Genomic DNA, 19,943 nt, shown 5'->3' with positions numbered 1-19,943 from the left:
AAGAAAAAATCCAATAAGGCTGTAACGTTCCTTTGAATGCCTTACAGGTTTGCCAAACAGAACGCAGCGCGCTCCACCCGCCGCATATCTTAAAGGGTGTTTACGTGTTGTACGCCCTTGCCGGGGTAAGCCTTTTGCGTAGGCCGCGTTTAATGCCCCTGTGTTTCAGCTTGCAGGGTTTTACGCGCAAACCACCAGCAGACAGCCACAAAAGCAGCAGCGCCCAACACAGGCGGCAGGTTTGCGGGCACATAGTGCGCGATGGAGAGCGCATCATCCTGCCCCAACGCGCCAGAAAGCACGGCCAGCGCAACACCTGTCAGGCTTTCCCCCACAATAAAGCCAGAAGCCAGCATGGTGCCAATGGCGGCGTTGGCAGCAGGTTCTGTTTGGTGGTTCTGTGCCCTGCGGGTTTTGATGTGGTGTTTTAACCCCCAACCCAGAATAGCCCCAACAGCCAACGTGATACTAACAGAGGCAGGAAGATACAGCCCCACCGCCACGCCCAAAGGTGGCAACGCCATATGGCGGCGGCGCAAAAGCTGATCCACCCCTACCAGAACAGCCCCCAGCGCCATGCCAATGGAAAGCATGCTCCAATCCAGCGAGTGCGTAAAAATGCCGTTGGCGATCATGGCAATAAGCGCAGGCTGTGGGGCGGAAAGCGCATGCGTGGGGTCCATGCCGGGGCGGGGCATGGTGCCAGCAAAACCATAGGCTTGATAAAGCAGGTTTAGCACAGGTGGAATAACCGCAGCCCCCACCACACAGCCTACAATCAGCGCCACTTCCTGCTTCCATGGCGATGCCCCAACAAGCTGCCCGGTTTTAAGATCTTGCAGGTTATCGTTGGAAATGGCCACCGTGGCCGTAATGGCCGAAAGCACCAAAATGGTAAACGCCGTGGCCAGTTTTTGCCCCTCGGCCATCATGCTGGTGGGGGTAAGGCCCAAGGCTTCCAGCGCCAGTATCATCAGGGCGGAAAGCACAGCGCCAATAATGATAATGCCCGATATGGGGGAGGAGGAAGACCCCACAATGCCCGCCATATAGCCACAGGCTGCCGCCATAATAAAACCGAACACAATGCAAAACAGCACAGCAGCGGCCACAACAGGCCAAAACCCCACCGCAACAGGGGCCAGAAAATACGCAAACAGCCCAGCCAGCATGGCGGCGGAAAGCAGCAGCAACAGCCCCATGCTGCGGCCAGACATATCGCGCTCTGTATCGGGCACCAGCGTTTGGCCGCGGCCTGTAAACATGGCGCGCAGGCCACGCAGCACAGGCGGCATAAGTTCCACCAATGTCCAGAGTGAGGCCACGGCAATGGCCCCCGCACCAATAAAGCGCACCTTGTGCAGCCATACATCATGCGCAAAGGCGGCAGGGGCTAGATGTTCCGGGTTGGGCAAATGGGCCGTTAACCATGGCACACCCATGCCCCACGCCAGAATGCAGCCCAGCAGCATGGCCAACCCGCCAGCTATCCCCACCAGATAGCCCGCCCCAACAAGAGCGAGGGAAAGCCCGCCGGAAAATTGAAACACCGCAGCCCCAGCGGTGGCTGTAAGGGTGAGTGTATCGGCCAAAAGCCGCAGCCCAGCACTGGCGAATGAAAAAAGCGTGGCAATAACACCGCCGCCAATAAGGGCGCGCAGCCCGTGGCTATGGCCTTTTTCTGCCCCGGCGCGCAAAATTTCTGCCGCAGCCACGCCCTCTGGGTAAGGCAGGCTGCTTTCTGTAACCAGTGCGCGCCGTAGTGGAATTGTAAACAGCACGCCCAATATGCCCCCGGCGAGTGAAAGCCCCGCCGTTTGCCAGAACGGAAAGTTCTGCCAATACCCCGCCATAACCAACCCCGGAAAGGTGGCAAACACGCAAGAAAGCGTGCCCGCTGCCGAGGCTTGGCTTTGCACCATATTGTTTTCCAAAATGGAGCCACCGCCCAGCATCCGCAGCACAGCCATGGAAATAACCGCAGCGGGAATGGAGGATGCAAACGTAAGCCCAATACGCAGGCCCAGATACACGTTGGAAGCAGTAAAAACGATGGTGATGAGTGCGCCCAGCACAAGCCCGCGCAGGGTGAGTTCTTGGCGGGTGGGGGATGGCGTCATGCTGGGGCCTCGGGCTGCTTGCTTGGTCTGGCTGTGGCAAGGCGGCCCGATGGATGCATGTGCAGGACATGCGTGGCGCATGGGGCTGCCCCGTCTGGTTTGTATATGCTGCAAGCATTACGATGGACGGGGCAGTTTGTCTGTACCGCTGTGGCCCAATGGGCACAAAAGCGAGGGTTAAAAGGTAAGTTCCAAGTTGCTCTGCACGAACGCGCCGGAGGATGCGCCCGCGTTAATCATGGTTTTGGAAGCAAAAATATATTCGCCATCAATGCTTAGCGTAATGTGGCGCGTGGCACGCCACGTAAAGCTGGCCTGCGGCATAGTGGCCGTATAGGCCCCATGTGGGCGCAGGTTATAAAAGGCTGTGCCGCTGGCATAAATGGCATCTTGTTTGCTATTGCGCCACACCACGGGCACCTTCATCAGCAAGGTGGTGTTGGGGGTGGGGGAAACCGTGGCAATAGGCCCTACATCAATAATGTTGGATTGCCCGATATAGGTGCTGATATCCAGGTAGTAGGCGCTGGGCACGTAGGGTGAAAGAAAGCTGCCCCAACTGCTGCTCTGGCTTTTGTTCATGTTGCCGCCAGAAACATCATCCACCTGAATCCCCACAGCCGGATGCCCCGCCCATTTGGCAAAGCGCCATGAGAGTGTGGCGTTGATGGAATAAGCAGAAACAGGCCGTGTGGGGCCGCTTTTGGCCGCGCGGAATTCTCCCCCCTGCCACATGCCGCCAACAGAAAATTCAACAGGCCCGGCGTTACCCCATACGCGCATGCCCGGCGTATCACGGTGGGTAGAACCCGCAATGCTGCCACCTGCTGCTGTGGGCAGAGCGCTGCTGGCCAGAATAATGCCGTAGTAAAAGCTATCTACAAACACTTGGCTGTTTTTGCCCAGAAACGAGAACTTGGGCAGCGCGTAGGATGTGTAAGCCCCAAACAGGCGAGATCTCCACCCCACGGTATCATGGAAGGCAATGGGCGGGCTGTTATCTGTTAGGGTTAGATAAAAACCATCTACGCGAAAGTTCTTCCAAAAGGCATAGCCGCGCAGGCCGTTCCATGAATACGGCAGGGTGGGGTACACGCTTCCTGCCGTAAAATATGGGGGGGCATCCAAAAAGGTCATGCGCCCGGCCATGCCGCCTACGGTGGCGCCCAGCACTTTGCCGCGCACTTCTACAAACGCCTGCTGGGCATCCAGCTTGCTGCGCCAGCGGCCTCCGGCATAGCCATAGTAGTTTACACCTGCGGCTTGCCCGCTCATCAGCTCCCCATACAGGCGGACGTGCTCGCCCAGGTGCAGGTCTGCGCCCAGATTCCAGCGAAAGTTGTTGCGATAGGCAGGATCTTTTTTGGTGGTGCCAAATCCTGCGCGCTGATCATAAAAGTTGTGCTGGCGGAAGTTGCCGCTGAAGGACAGGTAGATATCTCCTTCCTGATTGAAGGGAATGTATTTAAGCGCATCCATGGCATCTATGCGGTTGCGCTTGTCCCGCAGGCTGGACCAATCCTCCGCCCACCGCGAAACAGCATAATACCCCACGGTGCCAAACCCTGCGGCAGCCCCGGTATTGGCGTTAAATACCCCCCACGGCCCTTGGTGCAGCAGGGCGGTAGATAAGGGGGAAAGCTCCAAAGATTGGGGCTGACCATATGCTTCTGGTCGGCTGGTGAGCGGGGGCAGCAGGCGTGCATTATCCCAAAACCCCGGCTTGGCGGCAGGAGTGGCAGAGGATGTGACTTCTGCTGGGGCTTCCTTGGCGGGCACAACAGTGGTTGGTGTTGTGCGCACAACGGCAGGTGTGTGCGGGTAATGCAGATGCGCGGCGTTAGGGGCTGTTTCTGCCGCCGTAGCGTAGGGGGCAAGACACACCGCAAATCCGGCGGCAGAGGCTGCAAGCAGGGCGTGTAGGCCAAAGGCAGGCCAATAAACAGGCGTGCGGGCAGGGAGAGCAGGAGAAGAAAAAGCCGGACAGTAAACGGCGGCAATGGCCTGTCCGGGACGAGAAAATCCGGGGTATGCGGTCATGGGCCGGGGTTCGCTTCTTGTTATTTTTTTTGGGAGATATTCTAATAATGAATATCTAATATTTGGATGTTATCACTTCACGCGCTCAGGTCATATCTAAATTGCGTGTTGTGCATTTCTGGCTTGTGTAGCATTTGCGGCTGAAAAGGCGCGCATAGACCGGCTGAAACTGGCAGTATTTCTTGGGTTTTTGTGCCAGCTTCAGGGTTTCATAAAAACTGATTTAAGAAATAAACAAAAAAGTGTTCAGCCATCCAGTCTGTTCAGGCACCGTTGCGCACGGTCAGACAGATGAACATCATGCACATGGGCCACTGCTTGGCGGGCTTGTTGGCGCCATGTGTGGCTCATGCCTATGGGGGAACATACAGCCTGCAAATCTGCCTGTATGGATGTACCTTGCTTGGTAGCAGCCAGCACAACAGCCGGGTGCTTGGGCAGGGCGGCCTGCATGGTTTTGTAAAGTGTACGCGTTGTGTGCGAATCTGCGGATGGCAAAAGCGCGGGCACAAGGCGCGCGGCATCGGGCTGGCCAGAGGTTACGGCGTGCTGCACATCCGCCCAGCCTTTTTGGCGAGAGAGGGCTTGAGCTGTTTGGGCAGCGCCATCATGTGCCACCATGTTGAGAATATGGGCTGTGCGTTCTGGTTGCATCGGGGGCGGTGGCGCATGTTGCAGGGCAAAAAGGCACACTCCAACAGGCACGCAGGCAGAAAGCATCGGCACAAGAGCACGCAAGAAACGCAAGGCAGATCCTCCTCTAACCAGTAAGTCACATGCACAGCAGAAAGTGGCGGCGGCAGGGCAATGCTGCGGAAAGGTTGCGGCAGCGTGGGTGGTTGTCCTATAGCGGGGCCACAGATCGGAAAGGCGACCGCGCCAGTGCCCGGTTGCTCCACCGTTTTCGGGCGGAGTGGCCCATGCCTGCGCGGTTTGCCTTATTTTGGCGCAAAGTTATGCCAGCAGGAAAAGAATGACATGAGCGGTTCCATATCTCCTTCAGAAATCACCCGGCTTCAGACAGCTCTGCGCAGGCTGCTGGGTTCCGAAAAGCTGACAATCAACCCCGCACCTCGTGCAGGTATGTCTGTTGAACTGGCAGCAGATGGTGAAGTGATTGGCACCATCCATCGTGATGATGAAGATGGTGATGTGTCCTACGCCGTAAATATTGTGGTGCTGGAAGAAGACCTGCCCGCTGCCAAATAAATCTGGCGCAACGGCTTGCAAGGCCACTTCATACGTAGGCAGGCAGTACGCTGCCGCCTACGGGTGGGTGGCCTTTTTTATAAGGGCCACCCACATATACGCTAGGGTGCAGGCGGGTTAGAGTTCAGGCGTTGGATGGCGCAGCAGAGGCCTGAAGCACTGGAGCCCGCGCCGTGGGGAATTCCACATTGGTAATTTTCCAGCGCCAACCCTGTATCCGCATTTCAATGCGCAGGGGTGTTTCACGCTCATGCCCTGGCAGGGGCACTTCCGCCACAAACTGATCAAGCCGTGCAAACCTTACGGACGCATGAGCCGCCAGAGAAGCGAAGGAAATATTGGGCTGGCTGACAGGCACAGCCGCCGGAATGGCCTGATCCACCAGCATGCCCAGATTGTTTTGCGTTACCGTGGTATCCACTGCGTTGGAAACAGCCGTGGCAGCAAAGGATTCACCAAATTCGGGCAGATCGTCCGATGCAGGGATAAGGTGCAGGCCATTAAGCGTTTGGTGCTTGATGGAGGCATCTAACGCCCCCCAGTTAATCACTTGCCCAAGGGCCGCCATATCGTGGGTGTGCAGGGCAGAACCCACACTCCACAGCGTTACAAAAGGGGAAGCCAGATATACACCCAGTGCCGCTACGGCTGAGGCAACACATATCCCCCGCGCGGTCTGGCGCGGGGTCAGACTGGCTGCTCGGGCAGACTGCCCGAACTGAGGAAGGGATATCATGTTTGCATTCCTCTTATGTTGATTTTGCAGGTTACTATAACAGAAGCATACCTCTGATGCACACTAACATGTCATGTTTTTGTTGTTATTACAAAAACGTGATTTTTGCCGCAACACGAAGCATGTTGGCTGTTTAACGCCATTCTGACCGATCGGTTCACTGTCTTTTTTACTTTTTTCAGGACGCCCCACCATGATTTCGCAGTTTTCTGAAGACGAGATCCAGCGTTATTCTCGCCACATTCTTTTGCCTGAGGTTGGCGGAATCGGGCAGATGGCGCTGAAAGGGGCTTCCGTGCTGATTATTGGTGCGGGGGGCTTGGGGTCACCCACAGCGTTGTATCTGGCAGCGGCTGGTGTGGGGCGCATCGGGCTGGTGGATGATGATGTGGTGGAGCTTTCCAACCTTCAGCGCCAAATCCTGCATGCCACGGCTGATGTGGGGCGTAGGAAAATAGATTCCGCCCGCGCCACGCTAGAGGCGCTTAACCCCGGTATTGTAGTAGAAACATACCCCCAGCGGCTGGATGCCACCACGGCGGAAGGGCTGATAAGCCAGTACGATCTGGTGTGTGATGGGTGCGATAACTTTGCCACCCGCTACGTGGTAAACGCGGCCTGCGTAAAAACCCGCAAAGTGCTTGTTTCTGCCGCCGTGCAGCGGTTTGAGGGCCAGCTTTCCACTTTTCGCCCGTGGTGTGGCGGCCCGTGTTACCATTGCCTTTACCCACAAACCGATGGTGAAGCCTCTGGCCTGAGCTGTGGTGAGGCCGGGGTATTTGGGGCCGTAACGGGTGTTATGGGCACGCTGCAAGCCACAGAAGCCCTGAAGGAGCTTTTGAACATAGGGCAAAGCATGGCCGGGCGTTTGCTTATGTGGGATGCCCTGCGCACCCGCTTTACCACCATTATGCTGGAGGCAGACCCCAACTGCCCTGTTTGCGGCGGCATGGGGGTGGAACAGGCCTGCACGCCCCAGCAACAGGCTACACCTTCAGCCGGGTAAACCGGCGCACCGGCACACATGCTTGCGACTCCTGATGCCACGTGCATGCGCGGCACGTTACAGCGGCAAAAAACACAGATCTGACACACTAGGGCTGCACCAGCATGGCATGTTGGGCATAGGGCGTGTATGCAGGGCATGTCTGGCGGGAATGTAAGGTTTGGCTTAGATTTGCCGCAGCTTTGGCAGGGCAGGGTATGCCACCTTATCTGCCTTCGCGCATGGGATAAGAAGCGATGCCTCTTGCCCCGGCGCGTCTCTCTTGGCAGGGATGCAGGCATGATGTTCACACGCTCTTCTATTTTCCGGCTTCACCTGCTGGCCTGTGCGGCAGGCTGTGCCGTGGCTTTTGCCAGTGTTCCCACGGTTTCTGCCCATGCGGCAGAGCAGAAAAAAACCACGGCGCACAGCCACCACGCTCATCATGCCGGAGCCACGCATGAGGGTGCTTCTGCCAAAGCCGGAAAAAAGGTTTCCGCCAAGTCAGACAGCGCAGATGCTAAGGCCGAGCACGCTAAAAAGAGCAAGCATCATAAAAAGCACCATGCCGCAGGGCACGAGGCCGCGCACACGGCAGCCGCCAAGCACCACCCCGCCGCCACGGTTGCTGCCGGTGCCGCAGTGGGGGCGGGTGCCGTAGCCGCTGGCACTGCCGCAGCAGATGCCGCAAACCCGGCCACACCTCCGGCAGATGCCGCGCCAGAACCCCCAAAAGGCACCGTAACGGGCCTGCCGCTGCCACGTTATGCGGCATTGCGGGCGGATGAAGTGAACATGCGTGCCGGGCCGGGGCAGCGCTTCCCCATTATCTGGGTGTATCATCGCCGTGGGATGCCAATGCGTATTGAGCGTGAATTTGATGTGTGGCGTTTGGTAGAAGACCCCACAGGCCAGAAAGGCTGGATGCAGCAGGCCACCCTTGCGGGCGGGCGAGATTTTCTGGTGCCGGGTGAACCACTGGGGGATGATACTCCTATTGCCCCCAAGCTAGACAAGAATGGTGAAAAAATTCCCGCATCCGGCCACATGGATACGCGCGTTGTAGAAACAGTGCCCACGTTGGATGATGCCAAAAGCATTGCGGGTGCCGTTATGCTCCGCGCAAGTGCCAGCGATGATGCCCCCGTTGTAGCGGTGCTGAAACCCGGTGCGGTAGGCTCTGTTAAGGAATGTGCGGCGGGGTCTGCGTGGTGCAGGGTTTCCGTCAAACAGTATAATGGCTGGGTGCCGCGTAAGGCCATCTGGGGTGTAGATGCTGATGAGGCCGTGAACCCCTCCTGAAAGACCCCGGCGGACTAGAAGGAGAAACAGACATGGCTGAATCCACACAACAGGGTGCGGGTGCAGAACAGGCGCAAACGTGCCGTACTAAAATTGTGGCCACACTCGGCCCGGCTTCTTCAGATTATGCAACCATCCGTGATCTGGCTTTGGCCGGGGCGGATGTGTTCCGCTTTAACTTTTCTCACGGCACGCATGAAGATCATGCCGCCCGCCACGCCATTGTGCGGCAGGTAGAGGCAGAATTGGGCACTCCCATTGGTATTCTGGCTGATATGCAGGGGCCAAAGCTGCGTGTGGGCCGTTTTGCCGCAGGCCGTGTAACCCTACAGCCCGGTGCGGCCTTTCGGTTTGATCTGTCTGACACACCGGGGGATGAACACCGCGTTAATCTGCCACACCCAGAAATTATCAGTGCCGTGCGCCCCGGCAGCCGCCTGCTGATGGATGATGGCAAGCTGGCTGTTGTGGTGGAAAAGGTAGGGCCAGACTGGATAGAAACGCGGGTGGATGTAGGTGGCCCGCTTTCTGACCATAAAGGTGTGAACGTGCCGGATGTGGCGCTGCCTATTCCCGCTCTTACAGAAAAAGACCGCAAGGATCTGGCTTTTGCGTTGGATCTGGGGGTGGATTACGTGGCGCTCTCCTTTGTGCAGCGGGCCGAGGATGTGGCGCAGGCCCGCGCGCTGGTGGGTGAACGCGCTGCCGTGCTGGTTAAGCTGGAAAAACCGCAGGCCGTTGAAAATCTGGATGCCATTCTGGCGCTGTCTGATGCGGTGATGGTAGCGCGTGGAGATTTGGGCGTTGAACTCCCGCCCGAAACCGTGCCGCTGGTGCAAAAGCGCATTATTCGTGCGGCCCGCAGGCTGGGCAAACCCGTTGTGGTGGCCACCCAGATGTTGGAAAGCATGATTTCCGCCCCAACCCCCACACGGGCCGAGGCATCGGATGTGGCAACCGCCGTGTTTGATGGTGCAGATGCGGTGATGCTTTCTGCCGAATCTGCGGCGGGCAAATATCCGCGTGAGGCTGTGCGGATTATGAACCGTATTTTATGGCGGGTGGAAGAAGATGCCGGTTGGCAGGCCCACATGGCCGCCGCCCGTCTGGCCCCAGAAGATTATGTGGCCGATGCCATTGCCAGCGCCGTGCAGCAGGTGGCGGATACGCTCAAGGCTCCGGCCATTGTGGCCTATACGCACCGTGGCCCCACGGCGCTGCGTATTGCGCGTGAACGGCCCACATGCCCCATTCTGGGTATTACCCCCACGCACACATCTGCCCGGCGCTTGGCGTTGGTGTGGGGCGTGCGGGCCTTTGTAAGCGCGCCGCATAAACCCACAACCACGGTAGAAGATGTGGTGGAAGCAGCGCTGGATGTCGTGAACCGTGCAGGCATAGGGCAGGAAGGTGATTCCGTCGTGATAGCCGCTGGCGTGCCCTTTGGCGTAAGCGGTTCTACCAACCTTTTGCGTGTAGCGCGTATTGGTTGAAACCCGTGTAGGGCAAAGGGTTTGCAATGGCCCTTTGCCTTTGCACAAAGGGGTTGCCACAGCAAAGGGGTGACAGTGCAGGGCCAAGGCAGTATGCACCCGCTCCATACGGCAAAGATTGTCCGGTAAACGCAGGAGGCATAATGGCACCCCCACGTAGCAGGCTGGCAAGACGTGCAATGCTTAAAGGCATAACCGCGCTTTCTGCAACCGTGGCGGCCCCGGTGCTGGCCCGTGGGGCGGATGAGATTTTGCCCGATACCGTGCGCCCGCCCGATGTTACCACCAATCCACCACGCCAATGGGGAGCAAATGCTCCTCCCGTTTACACGCCAGACCCCGATGTGCTGGTGATTGATCGCTCTTTTCGGGATCTGTTGTACGGCAATGCTGGCCTGCATCGGGTATGGAATAAAGGCACATGGCTGGAAGGGCCTGCGTGGTCCTCTCAAGGGCGGTATCTGCTGTTCAGCGATGTGGTGACAAGCCAGCAATACCGCTATTTGTGGGAAACGGGAGAGGTAACGGTTTTCCGCCCGGAATCCTACCACGCTAACGGCAACACGTTTGATTATCAGGGCCGCCAGATTACGTGCGAGCACTTTTTGCGCCGCGTGATTAGGTGGGAACATGATGGGTCTGCCCATGTGGTGGCAGATAAGTTTGAGGGCCACTCCCTCAACTCCCCCAATGATGTGATAGCCCACCCCGATGGCAGCATCTGGTTTACCGATCCGGGGTATGGAGACAACGTGGCTGAGGGCCATGCCGACATGCCGGGTGGTGAGGCCAACCCAGATGGGCATATCCGCTGGAAAATAGGGGAAGAACTTATTGGAACATTGGGTGGCACGCGGCGGCAGGCCGATCATACCTTCCGTGTAGATGCAATGGGCCATCTTGATGTGGTGCTTACGCAGGCACAGTTGCCCAACCCCAATGGCTTGTGCTTCTCGCCCGATTTTTCACGGCTTTATGTTGTTTCCTCAGGCAAGCAGCCGGGCGGGCATGGGCATGATGGAGATCAGGCCGTGCATGTGTTTGATCTGCACAAGGAAGAACTGCCACTTTCCAACCCGCGCCTGTTTACCAACATGCGTTTTGAAGGCGTGCAGATGGGGCCAGATGGCATGAAGGCCGATGTGCATGGCAATATCTGGTGCGGCGTTAGCGGGCCGGTGGGGCTGTGCGGGGTGTTTGTGTTCAACCCCGAAGGGCACCTTATTGGTCGTATTCGCCTACCGCAAAGCGTTTCTAACCTTACGTTTGGCGGCCCCAAGCGGGATTGGCTGTTTATGTGCGCGGGGGATTCGCTCTATCGCTTGCAGGTGAACACCCAAGGCGCAGCCCCAGCCTGAGAAAACAGAGGGGCTAAGCGCTTTTTTTCAGCAGTAAGGGCAGCAGGCCAAACAGCGCGCAGGCAGCGGCGGCAAACCATGCCAAGCCATCTGGGGTTATCGCCATGGAACTGGCCGCCAGCGCAGGCCCAACAAACGCCCCCGCGCCCCATGCCAGGGAACTGAGGGTGTAAATGGCTATCAGATCGCCCCCTTTATAGCGGTCTCCCACCACAGACATGGCTACTGTGTAAATACTGGCAAACACGCCATCCCACGCAAACAGCAGCACATGGGCAAACCCAATGTGGTGAATGGCGACCGGCCACAACAACGCGCCCCCCGCAGCCAACCCAGCTAATGAGACCAGAAGCCAGCGGCGGCTTGTGCGGTCTCCTATCCAACCAATGGGAATCTGAAACGCCGTGGCCCCCAGCAGCATGATGCTCAGCAACAGCGTGGCCGCATGTTCTGACCACCCGGAGTGCATGGCGTAGAGGGCCAGAAAAGAGGTGGCTGCCGAATCCAGCATGGCAATCAGCAACGTGGCGGCAATGACTATGGGGGCCAAAGGCAGGTAGCGCAGCAGGCTGGGGCGTTGCGGGGGCGTAAGAGGCGGATGTGGCAGCCACGGCGCGGCAACCAAACAGGTGGTAACCAAAAGGGCAATACTGGCGCAGGCAAAGGGCAGGGCGCTGGTACGGCCTGTTACCGTTACCGTTAGCAAGGCAGGGCCTGCGGCAATGCCAACGGAAAGCAGCGTGCTGTAAAGCCCCATCACGCGGCCTCTGGCGTGGTCTGGCGTAATCTGGTTCAGCCAGCTTTCAGAAAGCACCAGAATAATCTCGCACGCGGCCCCCAGCACGGCGCGCAGGCCAAACCACACCCAGATGGACGGCAACAGCGGAAAAAGGGCCAGCGTGGCAGCGCTTGTTAGCAAAGCCAGCGTAACAGCCCGTTTGGGGCCTAAAGCTATGCTGATGCGCGGAATAAATGGCGCAATGGCCAAGGAGCCGATAGCGTGCATCATGGTGTTGGCGGCAATCATGCCGGTGCCAAACCCCAGATCCACCATTTCCAGCGTAAACAGGGGTGCACCCAGCCCCATAACCAGCCCAAACATTAGCCCTACAACAGTAAGGGAAAGAGTAGGGGCGGCGCTGACAATAGAGCGCGCAGGAGGGTGAAGCAGCATAGGCTGGCTTGTAGCGGGTTGCGTGCGTCGGAGCCAGCCTTCACACCCTTAGGCGTGCGCGTATTTAGAACAGTTTATTGATAAGTGTGTTGCCAATGCCAAAACCCGCGCCAGATGCCAAGGAATGCGCAAAGCCGGAGTTAATGACATCATCCAGCACATTTTCTACTTCCGGCTTAACGGAACTTAGGGCGGAGGGCTGCGGCGGGGCCACATTCTGCTGCACCTGCGTGGCAAGGGCCGTGTGCAAAGCCTGAAGCAAATTGATAATCTGAGATTGCTCATCCCGCAGGGAAAGGGCCAGTTCTTTCAGATCCAGCAACCATTCACGCGCCTGCATATCCCCGCCATCGGCAGCAGTTTGCATTTTGCCGCACAGTGTTTGCAGGGCCGTGGCAGATTGTTGGGCCTGTGCCTGAAACTGGTTGTAAGTTTGATCTATGGCCTGAATATCCATGCTAAAAACCCTTTCAATATAATGTGTTCCAAGGCCGGAAGCACACCACCATAAGGGGGTAAATGCAAGCTGTGCGGCCCTTGTGCGGCCACCCCCGGTGGCAGCCATGATACGCACTGGTGAGGATTTTGCGTGCATTCCTGCGCGCGGGCGGCTATTTGTCTGCCCAAGCAAACACTAGCAAAGCCATCCTCCACCCTTTCAGGCAGAAAGCGGTGGCGTGGCCCGCAGGGAATATCAGGCCTTTACATGGATATCCGCAATATCGCCATCATTGCCCACGTTGACCACGGCAAGACGACTCTGGTTGACGAACTGCTCAAGCAGTCGGGTTCGTTCCGCGAAAACCAGCACGTTGCCGAACGCGCAATGGACAGCAACGATCTGGAACGCGAACGTGGCATTACCATTCTTGCCAAGTGCACTTCCGTTGTCTGGAACAATACCCGTATCAACATTATTGATACACCCGGACACGCCGACTTCGGCGGGGAAGTGGAACGTATTCTGAGCATGGTGGATGGCGCCATTGTGCTGGTGGACTCCGCCGAAGGTGCGCTGCCGCAAACCAAGTTTGTGGTTGGCAAGGCACTGGCCCGTGGCCTGAAGCCCATTGTGGTTGTGAACAAGATTGACCGTGGCGATGCCCGCCCCGATGAAGTGCACAACGAAATTTTTGATCTGTTTGCAGCCCTTGGCGCAAATGATGAACAGCTTGACTTCCCGATGCTGTTTGCTTCTGGCCGTCAGGGCTGGGCAGATGAAACGCTGGATGGTGCACGTAAAGATCTGAGCCCGATGTTCGAGCTGATCCTGCGCCATGTGCCCGCCCCGAATCTGGACAAAAACAAGCCCTTCGCCATGACAGCCACAATTCTGGAAAGTGACAACTTTCTGGGCCGCGTGCTGACAGGCCGTGTGGAACAGGGCCGCGCCAAGGTGAACATGCCTGTTAAGGTGCTGCGGGCCGATGGCTCCGTGGTGGAAACAGGCCGCCTGACCAAGCTGCTTTCCTTCCGTGGTCTGGACCGCGTGGGTGTGGAAGAAGTGGAAGCAGGGGACATTGTGGCCGTGGCTGGTTTGTCCGAAGCCACTATTCCAGACACCATTGCTGCTCCGGAAGTAGACGCCCCGCTGGAAGCTATTCCGGTTGATCCGCCAACACTGTCCATGACCTTCCGCCTGAACGATGGCCCACTGGGTGGCCGTGAAGGTAAGAAGGTAACGTCTCGCCAGATTCGTGACCGTCTGTTCAAGGAAATCGAAAGCAACATTGCTATTCGCGTCACAGACAGCCCGGAAAGTGAAGCGTTTGAAGTGGCTGGCCGTGGCGAACTTCAGCTTGGTGTGCTGATTGAAACCATGCGCCGTGAAGGCTTTGAGCTGACAATCGGCCGCCCGCGCGTGCTGTTCCGCACCAATGAAGAAACGGGTGAGCGCGAAGAGCCTTACGAAGAAGTCACCATTGATGTGGACGAACCCTATTCCGGCGTTGTGGTGGAAAAGATGTCCCTCCGCAAAGGCCAGATGCAGGACATGCGCCCCTCTGGTGGTGACAAGGTGCGCCTGACGTTTATCATCCCATCCCGCGGGCTGATCGGCTATCATGGTGAGTTCCTGACCGACACGCGCGGCACGGGTATTATGAACCGTCTGTATTCCCACTACGGGCCTTATGCAGGCACCGTGGAAGGCCGCCGCAACGGGTCTCTGATCTCTGCGGAAAACGGGGCAACCACCCAGTATTCCCTGTTCTCATTGCAGGATCGTGGCACGCTGTTCGTAGATGCGGGTGAAACGGTTTATCAGGGCATGATCATTGGCGAGCATTCGCGTGAGAATGATCTGGAAGTAAACCCGATCCGTGAAAAGAAGCTGACCAACATGCGTGCTGCCGGTAAGGACGAAGCCCTGCTGCTGACCCCGCCGCGCCGTATGTCTTTGGAACAGGCAATTGCTTACATTGAAGACGATGAACTGGTGGAAGTAACGCCATCTGCCATCCGTCTGCGTAAGCGGTATCTGGACCCGAACGAACGCAAGAAGCGTGGCAAAAAAGCAGACTGATTCTGTAACTTGTGGGCTGTCCAGCGTTTGGGCAGCCTGTAAGTGTGGCGCGTTTGTGGTGTGGGTGTATTTTTTTCGGTTACATCATTTTGTCACATACAGAGCGTTTAAAGTGCTTTTTTCTATAAAAACCGCCTGTTACCGGGCGGTTTTTTAGGTTTTGCCAGCGCCAATATGGCTAGTTTACGGCTGTCAAGTGGCGGGGCGATGATATGTGCGAAGATTGCACAAATTTTAGCTCAAGACGCTATGCTTCTGCCGTGATAACAATCAACACATAAACCGGTCTATGTGCTGGATGCGGGGTTGTCCTGCATGAGGCGGATTGGACCACAGGTTTTTGGAGATATTTTATGATTTCTCGTCGTCTGCTTGCGGCTCTGTCCACCGTTGCCCTGCTGGGTGTTGCTGCTCCTTCCTTCGCTCAGGAAGCTGCTCCTCCGGCTCCGGCTGCTGCCGCCGCCCCAGAAGCTGGCGCTCCGGCCCCAGAAGGTGCTGCTCCGGCTGCTGAAGAAGCTGGTAAAACAACCGAAGAAGGCAAAGGTGCAGCTACTCATAAGGGCAAGCACAAAGGCCACAAAGGCAAGCACAAAGGTGGCAAGCACCACGGTAAAAAGAAGGCCGCAACTGCTGACTCTTCTTCTTCCGAATCTGCTCAGTAATCACCCGGTAGAAAGGGGTACTGCGTTACAGGCGTGGTGCACCCTGCCTGCTGTGGCGTAAAGCTGCGGAATACAAAAAGGCCGCTGGTGGTATCTGCCACCGCGGCCTTTTTTGTGTGCTATGCAAAGGGTGTTTTTTAGGAATGGGCTAGATTATCAGCATGGCGTGCAGGCAGCTTTATGGGGGCCAGCCCACGCGTATTCAGCTTGCTGCCATCGGGGTTTGCGCCGCAGTGGCACATAAGCGCGGTGTGCGCTTAGTTATACCGGCTGATGGAAAGATCCAGCGCCGGAATATCGGGCTTTTTGCCATGCACAAGGTCTGCAATCAGGCGGCCAGAACCACAGGCCATTGTCCAGCCCAGCGTACCGTGGCCGGTGTTGAGCCACAGGTTTTTAAAATTGGGCACAGGGCCAATAACGGGGGTGCCATCTGGCGTGCAGGGGCGCAGGCCTGTCCAATATGTTGCGGCGGAAAGATCTCCCCCACCAAACAGTTCTGAAAAAGAAAGTTCCAGAGTTTCACGCCGGTCTGGGCTGAGCTTCTGGCTGTAACCCGTTAGCTCCGCCGTGCCGCCTACCCGGATACGGTTGCCAAGCCGCGTAATGGCCAGCTTGTAAGATGTATCATTCACGGTGGACATGGGGGCGTGGGTTTCATCCGTAAGGGGTAGGGTGAGGGAATAGCCTTTTACGGGGTAAACCGGCAGATGCACGCGCAACGGGTGCAGCAGCAGCGGGCTATAGCTGCCCATGGCCACAATATAGGCATCGGCCCGGAAGTGCCCAGCACTGGTGCGCACAGACATAATTTTGTCCGTTGCGGCATCCAGCCCCAAAATGGTGGTGTTATACACAAATTTCACCCCCTTGGCCTCCGCCATGCGGGCCAATCTTTGGGTAAAAACATGCGCATCGCCCGATTCATCACCGGGCAGGAACAGCCCACCCGTTAGCAGATGTTTGGCATGGGCAAGGCCGGGTTCGTGCTCCAGAATTTGATCCACCGCCAAAAGTTGGTGCGGAATGTTGGCTTCTGCCAGCAGGCGCATATCGTGCTGGGCGGTATCTATTTGTTTGTTGGTGCGGAAAAGCTGGATCAGCCCGCGCTGTCTGTCATCATACGTAATGCCGGTTTCTTCACGCAGGGCATCCAGACAATCGCGGCTGTATTCGGCAATGCGCAACATGCGGGATTTGTTGATGTCATACGCATGGGCGTTACAGTTTTTTAAAAGCTGTTCCATCCAGCGCAGCATGGCCAGATCAAACCGTTTGCGAATAACCAGCGGGCTGGTTTTGGGGTGCAGCATCCACTTGGCTGCCTGAAGTGGCAGGCTGGGAGAAGCCCAAGGTGTGGAATACCCCGGTGAAACCTGCCCCGCATTTGCAAACGATGTTTCAAGCGCTGAGGCGGGCTGGCGGTCTATAACCGTGACTTCATGCCCAAGGCTGGCCAGATACCAGGCCGATGTCACCCCGATAACGCCAGCGCCGAGAATGATGACTTGCACGGTTTTATCCTTACAAAAAAGGTAAATAGATCAGGCGGCCACCATAGCTTGCTGCGCCCCACCACGCCAGAACCTGTAAGGAAACGGTCATGGCGCACACTGTAAGGAGGTATGCGTAAGTGGGGCTGAGCAAAAAATGATTTAAAAAAAACGGCGGCATGTTGCGCCCAGTTTGAGCCATGCCGCCATAAGGATGTTGGTTTTAGGCAGGCACGCCTTTGCTGGTGGAATATTCAAAGTGCAGTGCCTGATCCGGGTTTACAATGGGGTAAATGGCATGGGCGGCCATGGCGGCTTCGCTAAACCCTTGCAAAATCAGCTTGAGCTTGCCGGGGTAGGTGGCCACATCGCCCACGGCAAACACGCCCGGCAGGCTGGTTTCACAACTGGAAGGTGTGACGGGAATAGTCGAGCGCATGGTATCCATCCCCCACCGCGCCACAGGCCCCAGATCTGTTGCCAGCCCAAAGAAAGGCAGCAGCACATCGGCTTCCAGCATACGGGTGGCTCCATCTAGGTCTGCTACTTCTACACCTTTTAGCGCGCCATTCTGGCCGTGCAGGGCATGAAGTTGATAGGGCACAACCTTTTCAATCTGCCCGGCAGCTACAGCCTCTTCCAACTGGCGCAGGCTTTCTGGCGCACCACGGAACCTGTCCCGCCGATGCACGAGGTAGAGCTTTTCGGCGTTGTCTTTTAAGGAAAGCGCCCAATCCAGCGCGGAATCGCCGCCGCCTGCAATAACAATACGGCGGCCTGCAAAATCGGCTTTGCGGCGTACATAATATTGCACGGCCCCGGTATCTTCAAACGCTTCCAAACCATCCAGCGGCGGACGGTTGGGGCCAAATGCCCCCGCACCAGCGGCAATAATAATGGCCTTGGCTTTTAGCGTGGTGCCTTGGTTGGTACCCAGTGTAAAGTTGCCCCGGTTGCCTGTAAGGCTTTCTACCCGGTGTTTTAGCAGGCGTGGGATGTTAAACGGGGCAATCTGTTCTTCCAGCCGGGCAATAAGCTGCGCGCCTTCTACAGCGGGGCAGGCGGGAATATCGTAAATTGGCTTTTCCGGATACAGGGCCGCGCATTGGCCGCCTACTTCTGGCAGCACATCAATCAATACACAGTTCAGCCGCAGCATGGCGCACTGAAAAGCGGCAAAAAGCCCGGCTGGGCCAGCGCCAATTATGGCTACGTCTGTTTCTGCTGGCGTATCAGTCATGGCGTGGCGTGATGCTCCCTTATCTGGTTACATTAAAATACAGTTTCTGTTTTGCGCCAGCACGGGCTGGTGCGCAATGGCCTAGAATAAGCAACACCCCGAAGCAAAAAATTGCTTCGGGGTACGCAGACATGACAAAACAATAAAGATGTGCGGCAGAAAGCTTAGCCTTTGGTTAAAGCCTGCTTGAGTTTTTCATCCAGCACATCAAGGAAAGGCTGCGTGTCCAGCCATTTGGTGCCGTTGCCAACCAACAGTGCCAGATCCTTGGTCATCTGCCCGCCTTCAACCGTATCCACGCACACTTTTTCCAGCGTATCGGCAAAGTGCACAACGTCTGGCGTATCATCAAAGCGGCCGCGATAAGCTAACCCGCGTGTCCATGCAAAAATGGAGGCAATGGGGTTGGTGCTGGTGGGCTTGCCTTTCTGGTGCTCACGGTAATGGCGCGTTACGGTGCCATGCGCGGCTTCGGATTCCACCACATCGCCCGTGGGGTTCAGCAGCACGGATGTCATCAGCCCAAGGCTGCCAAAGCCTTGTGCCACAATGTCACTTTCCACATCGCCATCGTAGTTTTTGCAGGCCCATACATAACCGCCCGGCCATTTAAGGGCGCTGGCCACCATGTCATCAATCAGGCGGTGTTCGTAGGTGAGGCCCAACTTTTCAAACTCGGCCTTGAATTCCTTTTCGTACACTTCCTGAAACACATCCTTGAACATGCCATCATAGGCTTTCAGGATGGTGTTTTTGGTGGACAGATACACTGGCAGCTTGCGGTCTCGCCCATAAGCGAGAGAGGCACGGGCAAACCCTTCAATAGAGGCGCGGGTATTGTGCATGCCCAGCGCCACACCGGGGCCTTTGAAGTCATGCACATCCAGCGTAATGGGCGCACCGCCATCTTCGGGAATGTAGTTGAGCGTCACCTTGCCTGGGCCGGGAATTTTGGTTTCCGCAGCGCGATAGATATCCCCATAGGCATGGCGGCCGATCACGATTGGCTTTGTCCAGTGCGGCACAAGGCGCGGTACGTTGGAGCAGATAATGGGTTCACGGAAGATGGTGCCATCCAGAATGTTGCGGATGGTGCCGTTGGGTGAACGCCACATTTTTTTCAGCCCAAATTCCTTCACCCGTGCTTCATCCGGGGTGATGGTGGCGCATTTTACGGCCACGCCGTAGCGCTTGGTGGCTTCTGCGGCTTCTACTGTTACCTTGTCATCCGTGGCATCGCGGTTTTCTATGCCCAGATCGTAATATTTCAGGTCAATATCCAGATAGGGCAGAATCAGGCGCTCACGAATGAAGTGCCAGATGATACGGGTCATTTCATCCCCGTCCATTTCCACCACCGGGTTCTTGACCTTGATTTTAGCCATAATACTGCATCCGATTCGAAGAGTGTCTTGCATTCGTTGCGCGCAGATGCGGAATACGCATAGGCATCATGCAGTGCGCGAATTGAGACCATAAGCGGGGATGCAACACAGCGCTGTTCACGATCAGGACAGAACTGCCGCTATCAGGCGCAATGGCGCTTATGCGCGGGCAAAAATCTTTGTTTTTTGCGGGGTAGGCCCTGTTATCACAAACATGTCAGG

The 19,943-nt window shown here is 56.9% G+C and carries 17 protein-coding genes; 7 read left to right on the top strand and 10 right to left on the bottom strand.

All coding sequences use genetic code 11. The features are described 5' to 3' along the window. Window positions 1–149: 149 nt before the first annotated feature. From FKW19_RS03395 to FKW19_RS03385, 3 genes are all read right to left on the bottom strand, one after another. The gene (locus FKW19_RS03395; protein ID WP_089178685.1) at window positions 150–2,120 is read right to left on the bottom strand and encodes an OPT family oligopeptide transporter; all 1,971 of its coding nucleotides are present in this window, start codon (window positions 2,118–2,120) and stop codon (window positions 150–152) included. Window positions 2,121–2,297: 177 nt separating this feature from the next. Continuing rightward, window positions 2,298–4,160 carry an alginate export family protein gene (locus tag FKW19_RS03390; RefSeq protein ID WP_089178686.1) on the bottom strand — a complete coding sequence of 621 codons (1,863 nt, stop codon included), beginning with the start codon at window positions 4,158–4,160 and terminating at the stop codon, window positions 2,298–2,300. Between the two features lie 246 nt (window positions 4,161–4,406). Beyond that, window positions 4,407–4,907: a hypothetical protein gene (locus FKW19_RS03385; protein WP_238331325.1), complete on the bottom strand. Its 501-nt coding sequence runs from the start codon at window positions 4,905–4,907 to the stop codon at window positions 4,407–4,409. 231 nt (window positions 4,908–5,138) lie between these two features. Between FKW19_RS03385 and FKW19_RS03380 the strand changes: the two genes are divergently transcribed. Beyond that, a complete protein-coding gene (locus FKW19_RS03380; RefSeq protein ID WP_006117133.1) occupies window positions 5,139–5,369 on the top strand; it encodes a DUF3126 family protein in 231 nt (76 codons plus the stop codon). A 124-nt stretch (window positions 5,370–5,493) separates the two neighbouring features. On the opposite strand, the gene FKW19_RS03375 is transcribed toward FKW19_RS03380, so the two are convergent. After that, on the bottom strand, window positions 5,494–6,105 hold the full coding sequence (locus tag FKW19_RS03375; RefSeq protein ID WP_089178688.1) for a DUF2939 domain-containing protein: 612 nt from the start codon (window positions 6,103–6,105) through the stop codon (window positions 5,494–5,496). A 193-nt stretch (window positions 6,106–6,298) separates the two neighbouring features. Here FKW19_RS03375 and FKW19_RS03370 point away from each other — a divergent pair, with 193 nt between their 5' ends. The 4 genes from FKW19_RS03370 to FKW19_RS03355 all read left to right on the top strand — a co-directional run bounded on the left by FKW19_RS03370 (window position 6,299) and on the right by FKW19_RS03355 (window position 11,243). Then, window positions 6,299–7,111: a molybdopterin-synthase adenylyltransferase MoeB gene (locus FKW19_RS03370; RefSeq protein WP_006117135.1), complete on the top strand. Its 813-nt coding sequence runs from the start codon at window positions 6,299–6,301 to the stop codon at window positions 7,109–7,111. A gap of 279 nt (window positions 7,112–7,390) precedes the next feature. Further along, on the top strand, window positions 7,391–8,392 hold the full coding sequence (locus tag FKW19_RS03365; RefSeq protein ID WP_089179889.1) for an SH3 domain-containing protein: 1,002 nt from the start codon (window positions 7,391–7,393) through the stop codon (window positions 8,390–8,392). 32 nt (window positions 8,393–8,424) lie between these two features. After that, window positions 8,425–9,885 (top strand): pyruvate kinase, encoded by a 1,461-nt coding sequence (gene pyk / locus FKW19_RS03360; RefSeq protein ID WP_006117137.1) that lies wholly within the window; start codon window positions 8,425–8,427, stop codon window positions 9,883–9,885. A gap of 143 nt (window positions 9,886–10,028) precedes the next feature. Then, complete coding sequence (locus FKW19_RS03355; RefSeq protein WP_035354156.1) at window positions 10,029–11,243, top strand: SMP-30/gluconolactonase/LRE family protein; 1,215 nt, start codon at window positions 10,029–10,031, stop codon at window positions 11,241–11,243. A 13-nt stretch (window positions 11,244–11,256) separates the two neighbouring features. Here FKW19_RS03355 and FKW19_RS03350 read toward each other — a convergent pair whose 3' ends face one another. After that, window positions 11,257–12,417, bottom strand: coding sequence for an MFS transporter (locus FKW19_RS03350; RefSeq protein ID WP_089178689.1), 1,161 nt, complete (start codon window positions 12,415–12,417; stop codon window positions 11,257–11,259). A gap of 64 nt (window positions 12,418–12,481) precedes the next feature. Then, window positions 12,482–12,982, bottom strand: coding sequence for a hypothetical protein (locus FKW19_RS03345; protein WP_081461462.1), 501 nt, complete (start codon window positions 12,980–12,982; stop codon window positions 12,482–12,484). A gap of 141 nt (window positions 12,983–13,123) precedes the next feature. On the opposite strand from FKW19_RS03345, the gene typA reads away from it, so the two are divergent. After that, on the top strand, window positions 13,124–14,941 hold the full coding sequence (gene typA, locus FKW19_RS03340) for a translational GTPase TypA (RefSeq protein WP_035354155.1): 1,818 nt from the start codon (window positions 13,124–13,126) through the stop codon (window positions 14,939–14,941). 353 nt (window positions 14,942–15,294) lie between these two features. Then, the gene (locus FKW19_RS03335; protein WP_063353680.1) at window positions 15,295–15,603 is read left to right on the top strand and encodes a hypothetical protein; all 309 of its coding nucleotides are present in this window, start codon (window positions 15,295–15,297) and stop codon (window positions 15,601–15,603) included. 257 nt (window positions 15,604–15,860) lie between these two features. Here FKW19_RS03335 and FKW19_RS03330 read toward each other — a convergent pair whose 3' ends face one another. The 4 genes from FKW19_RS03330 to FKW19_RS03320 all read right to left on the bottom strand — a co-directional run bounded on the left by FKW19_RS03330 (window position 15,861) and on the right by FKW19_RS03320 (window position 19,721). Further along, window positions 15,861–17,117 carry a D-amino acid dehydrogenase gene (locus tag FKW19_RS03330; RefSeq protein ID WP_089178690.1) on the bottom strand — a complete coding sequence of 419 codons (1,257 nt, stop codon included), beginning with the start codon at window positions 17,115–17,117 and terminating at the stop codon, window positions 15,861–15,863. Window positions 17,118–17,127: 10 nt separating this feature from the next. Continuing rightward, window positions 17,128–17,298, bottom strand: coding sequence for a hypothetical protein (locus tag FKW19_RS15340; RefSeq protein WP_166442465.1), 171 nt, complete (start codon window positions 17,296–17,298; stop codon window positions 17,128–17,130). A 21-nt stretch (window positions 17,299–17,319) separates the two neighbouring features. Next, entirely contained in the window at window positions 17,320–18,336 is a 1,017-nt protein-coding gene (locus FKW19_RS03325) for an NAD(P)/FAD-dependent oxidoreductase (protein ID WP_006117144.1), read from the bottom strand. Between the two features lie 164 nt (window positions 18,337–18,500). After that, window positions 18,501–19,721, bottom strand: coding sequence for an NADP-dependent isocitrate dehydrogenase (locus FKW19_RS03320; protein WP_063353682.1), 1,221 nt, complete (start codon window positions 19,719–19,721; stop codon window positions 18,501–18,503). Window positions 19,722–19,943: the final 222 nt, after the last annotated feature.

The organism is Acetobacter sp. DmW_125128, assembly GCF_008704325.1.
GTDB lineage: Bacteria > Pseudomonadota > Alphaproteobacteria > Acetobacterales > Acetobacteraceae > Acetobacter > Acetobacter oryzifermentans.
The sequence above is the reverse complement of the archived record's forward strand: the minus strand, read 5'-3'. Positions and strand labels throughout refer to the sequence as shown.

Coding starts and splice junctions, on each gene's coding strand:
- FKW19_RS03325 (WP_006117144.1), bottom strand. CDS start 18,336: ATGACTGATACGCCAGCAGAAACAGACGTAGCCATAATTGGCGCTGGC.
- FKW19_RS03355 (WP_035354156.1), top strand. CDS start 10,029: ATGGCACCCCCACGTAGCAGGCTGGCAAGACGTGCAATGCTTAAAGGC.
- FKW19_RS03380 (WP_006117133.1), top strand. CDS start 5,139: ATGAGCGGTTCCATATCTCCTTCAGAAATCACCCGGCTTCAGACAGCT.
- FKW19_RS03390 (WP_089178686.1), bottom strand. CDS start 4,160: ATGACCGCATACCCCGGATTTTCTCGTCCCGGACAGGCCATTGCCGCC.
- FKW19_RS03395 (WP_089178685.1), bottom strand. CDS start 2,120: ATGACGCCATCCCCCACCCGCCAAGAACTCACCCTGCGCGGGCTTGTG.
- FKW19_RS03335 (WP_063353680.1), top strand. CDS start 15,295: ATGATTTCTCGTCGTCTGCTTGCGGCTCTGTCCACCGTTGCCCTGCTG.
- FKW19_RS15340 (WP_166442465.1), bottom strand. CDS start 17,298: ATGGCTCAAACTGGGCGCAACATGCCGCCGTTTTTTTTAAATCATTTT.
- FKW19_RS03370 (WP_006117135.1), top strand. CDS start 6,299: ATGATTTCGCAGTTTTCTGAAGACGAGATCCAGCGTTATTCTCGCCAC.
- FKW19_RS03375 (WP_089178688.1), bottom strand. CDS start 6,105: ATGATATCCCTTCCTCAGTTCGGGCAGTCTGCCCGAGCAGCCAGTCTG.
- pyk (WP_006117137.1), top strand. CDS start 8,425: ATGGCTGAATCCACACAACAGGGTGCGGGTGCAGAACAGGCGCAAACG.
- typA (WP_035354155.1), top strand. CDS start 13,124: ATGGATATCCGCAATATCGCCATCATTGCCCACGTTGACCACGGCAAG.
- FKW19_RS03345 (WP_081461462.1), bottom strand. CDS start 12,982: ATGGCTGCCACCGGGGGTGGCCGCACAAGGGCCGCACAGCTTGCATTT.
- FKW19_RS03320 (WP_063353682.1), bottom strand. CDS start 19,721: ATGGCTAAAATCAAGGTCAAGAACCCGGTGGTGGAAATGGACGGGGAT.
- FKW19_RS03350 (WP_089178689.1), bottom strand. CDS start 12,417: ATGCTGCTTCACCCTCCTGCGCGCTCTATTGTCAGCGCCGCCCCTACT.
- FKW19_RS03365 (WP_089179889.1), top strand. CDS start 7,391: ATGATGTTCACACGCTCTTCTATTTTCCGGCTTCACCTGCTGGCCTGT.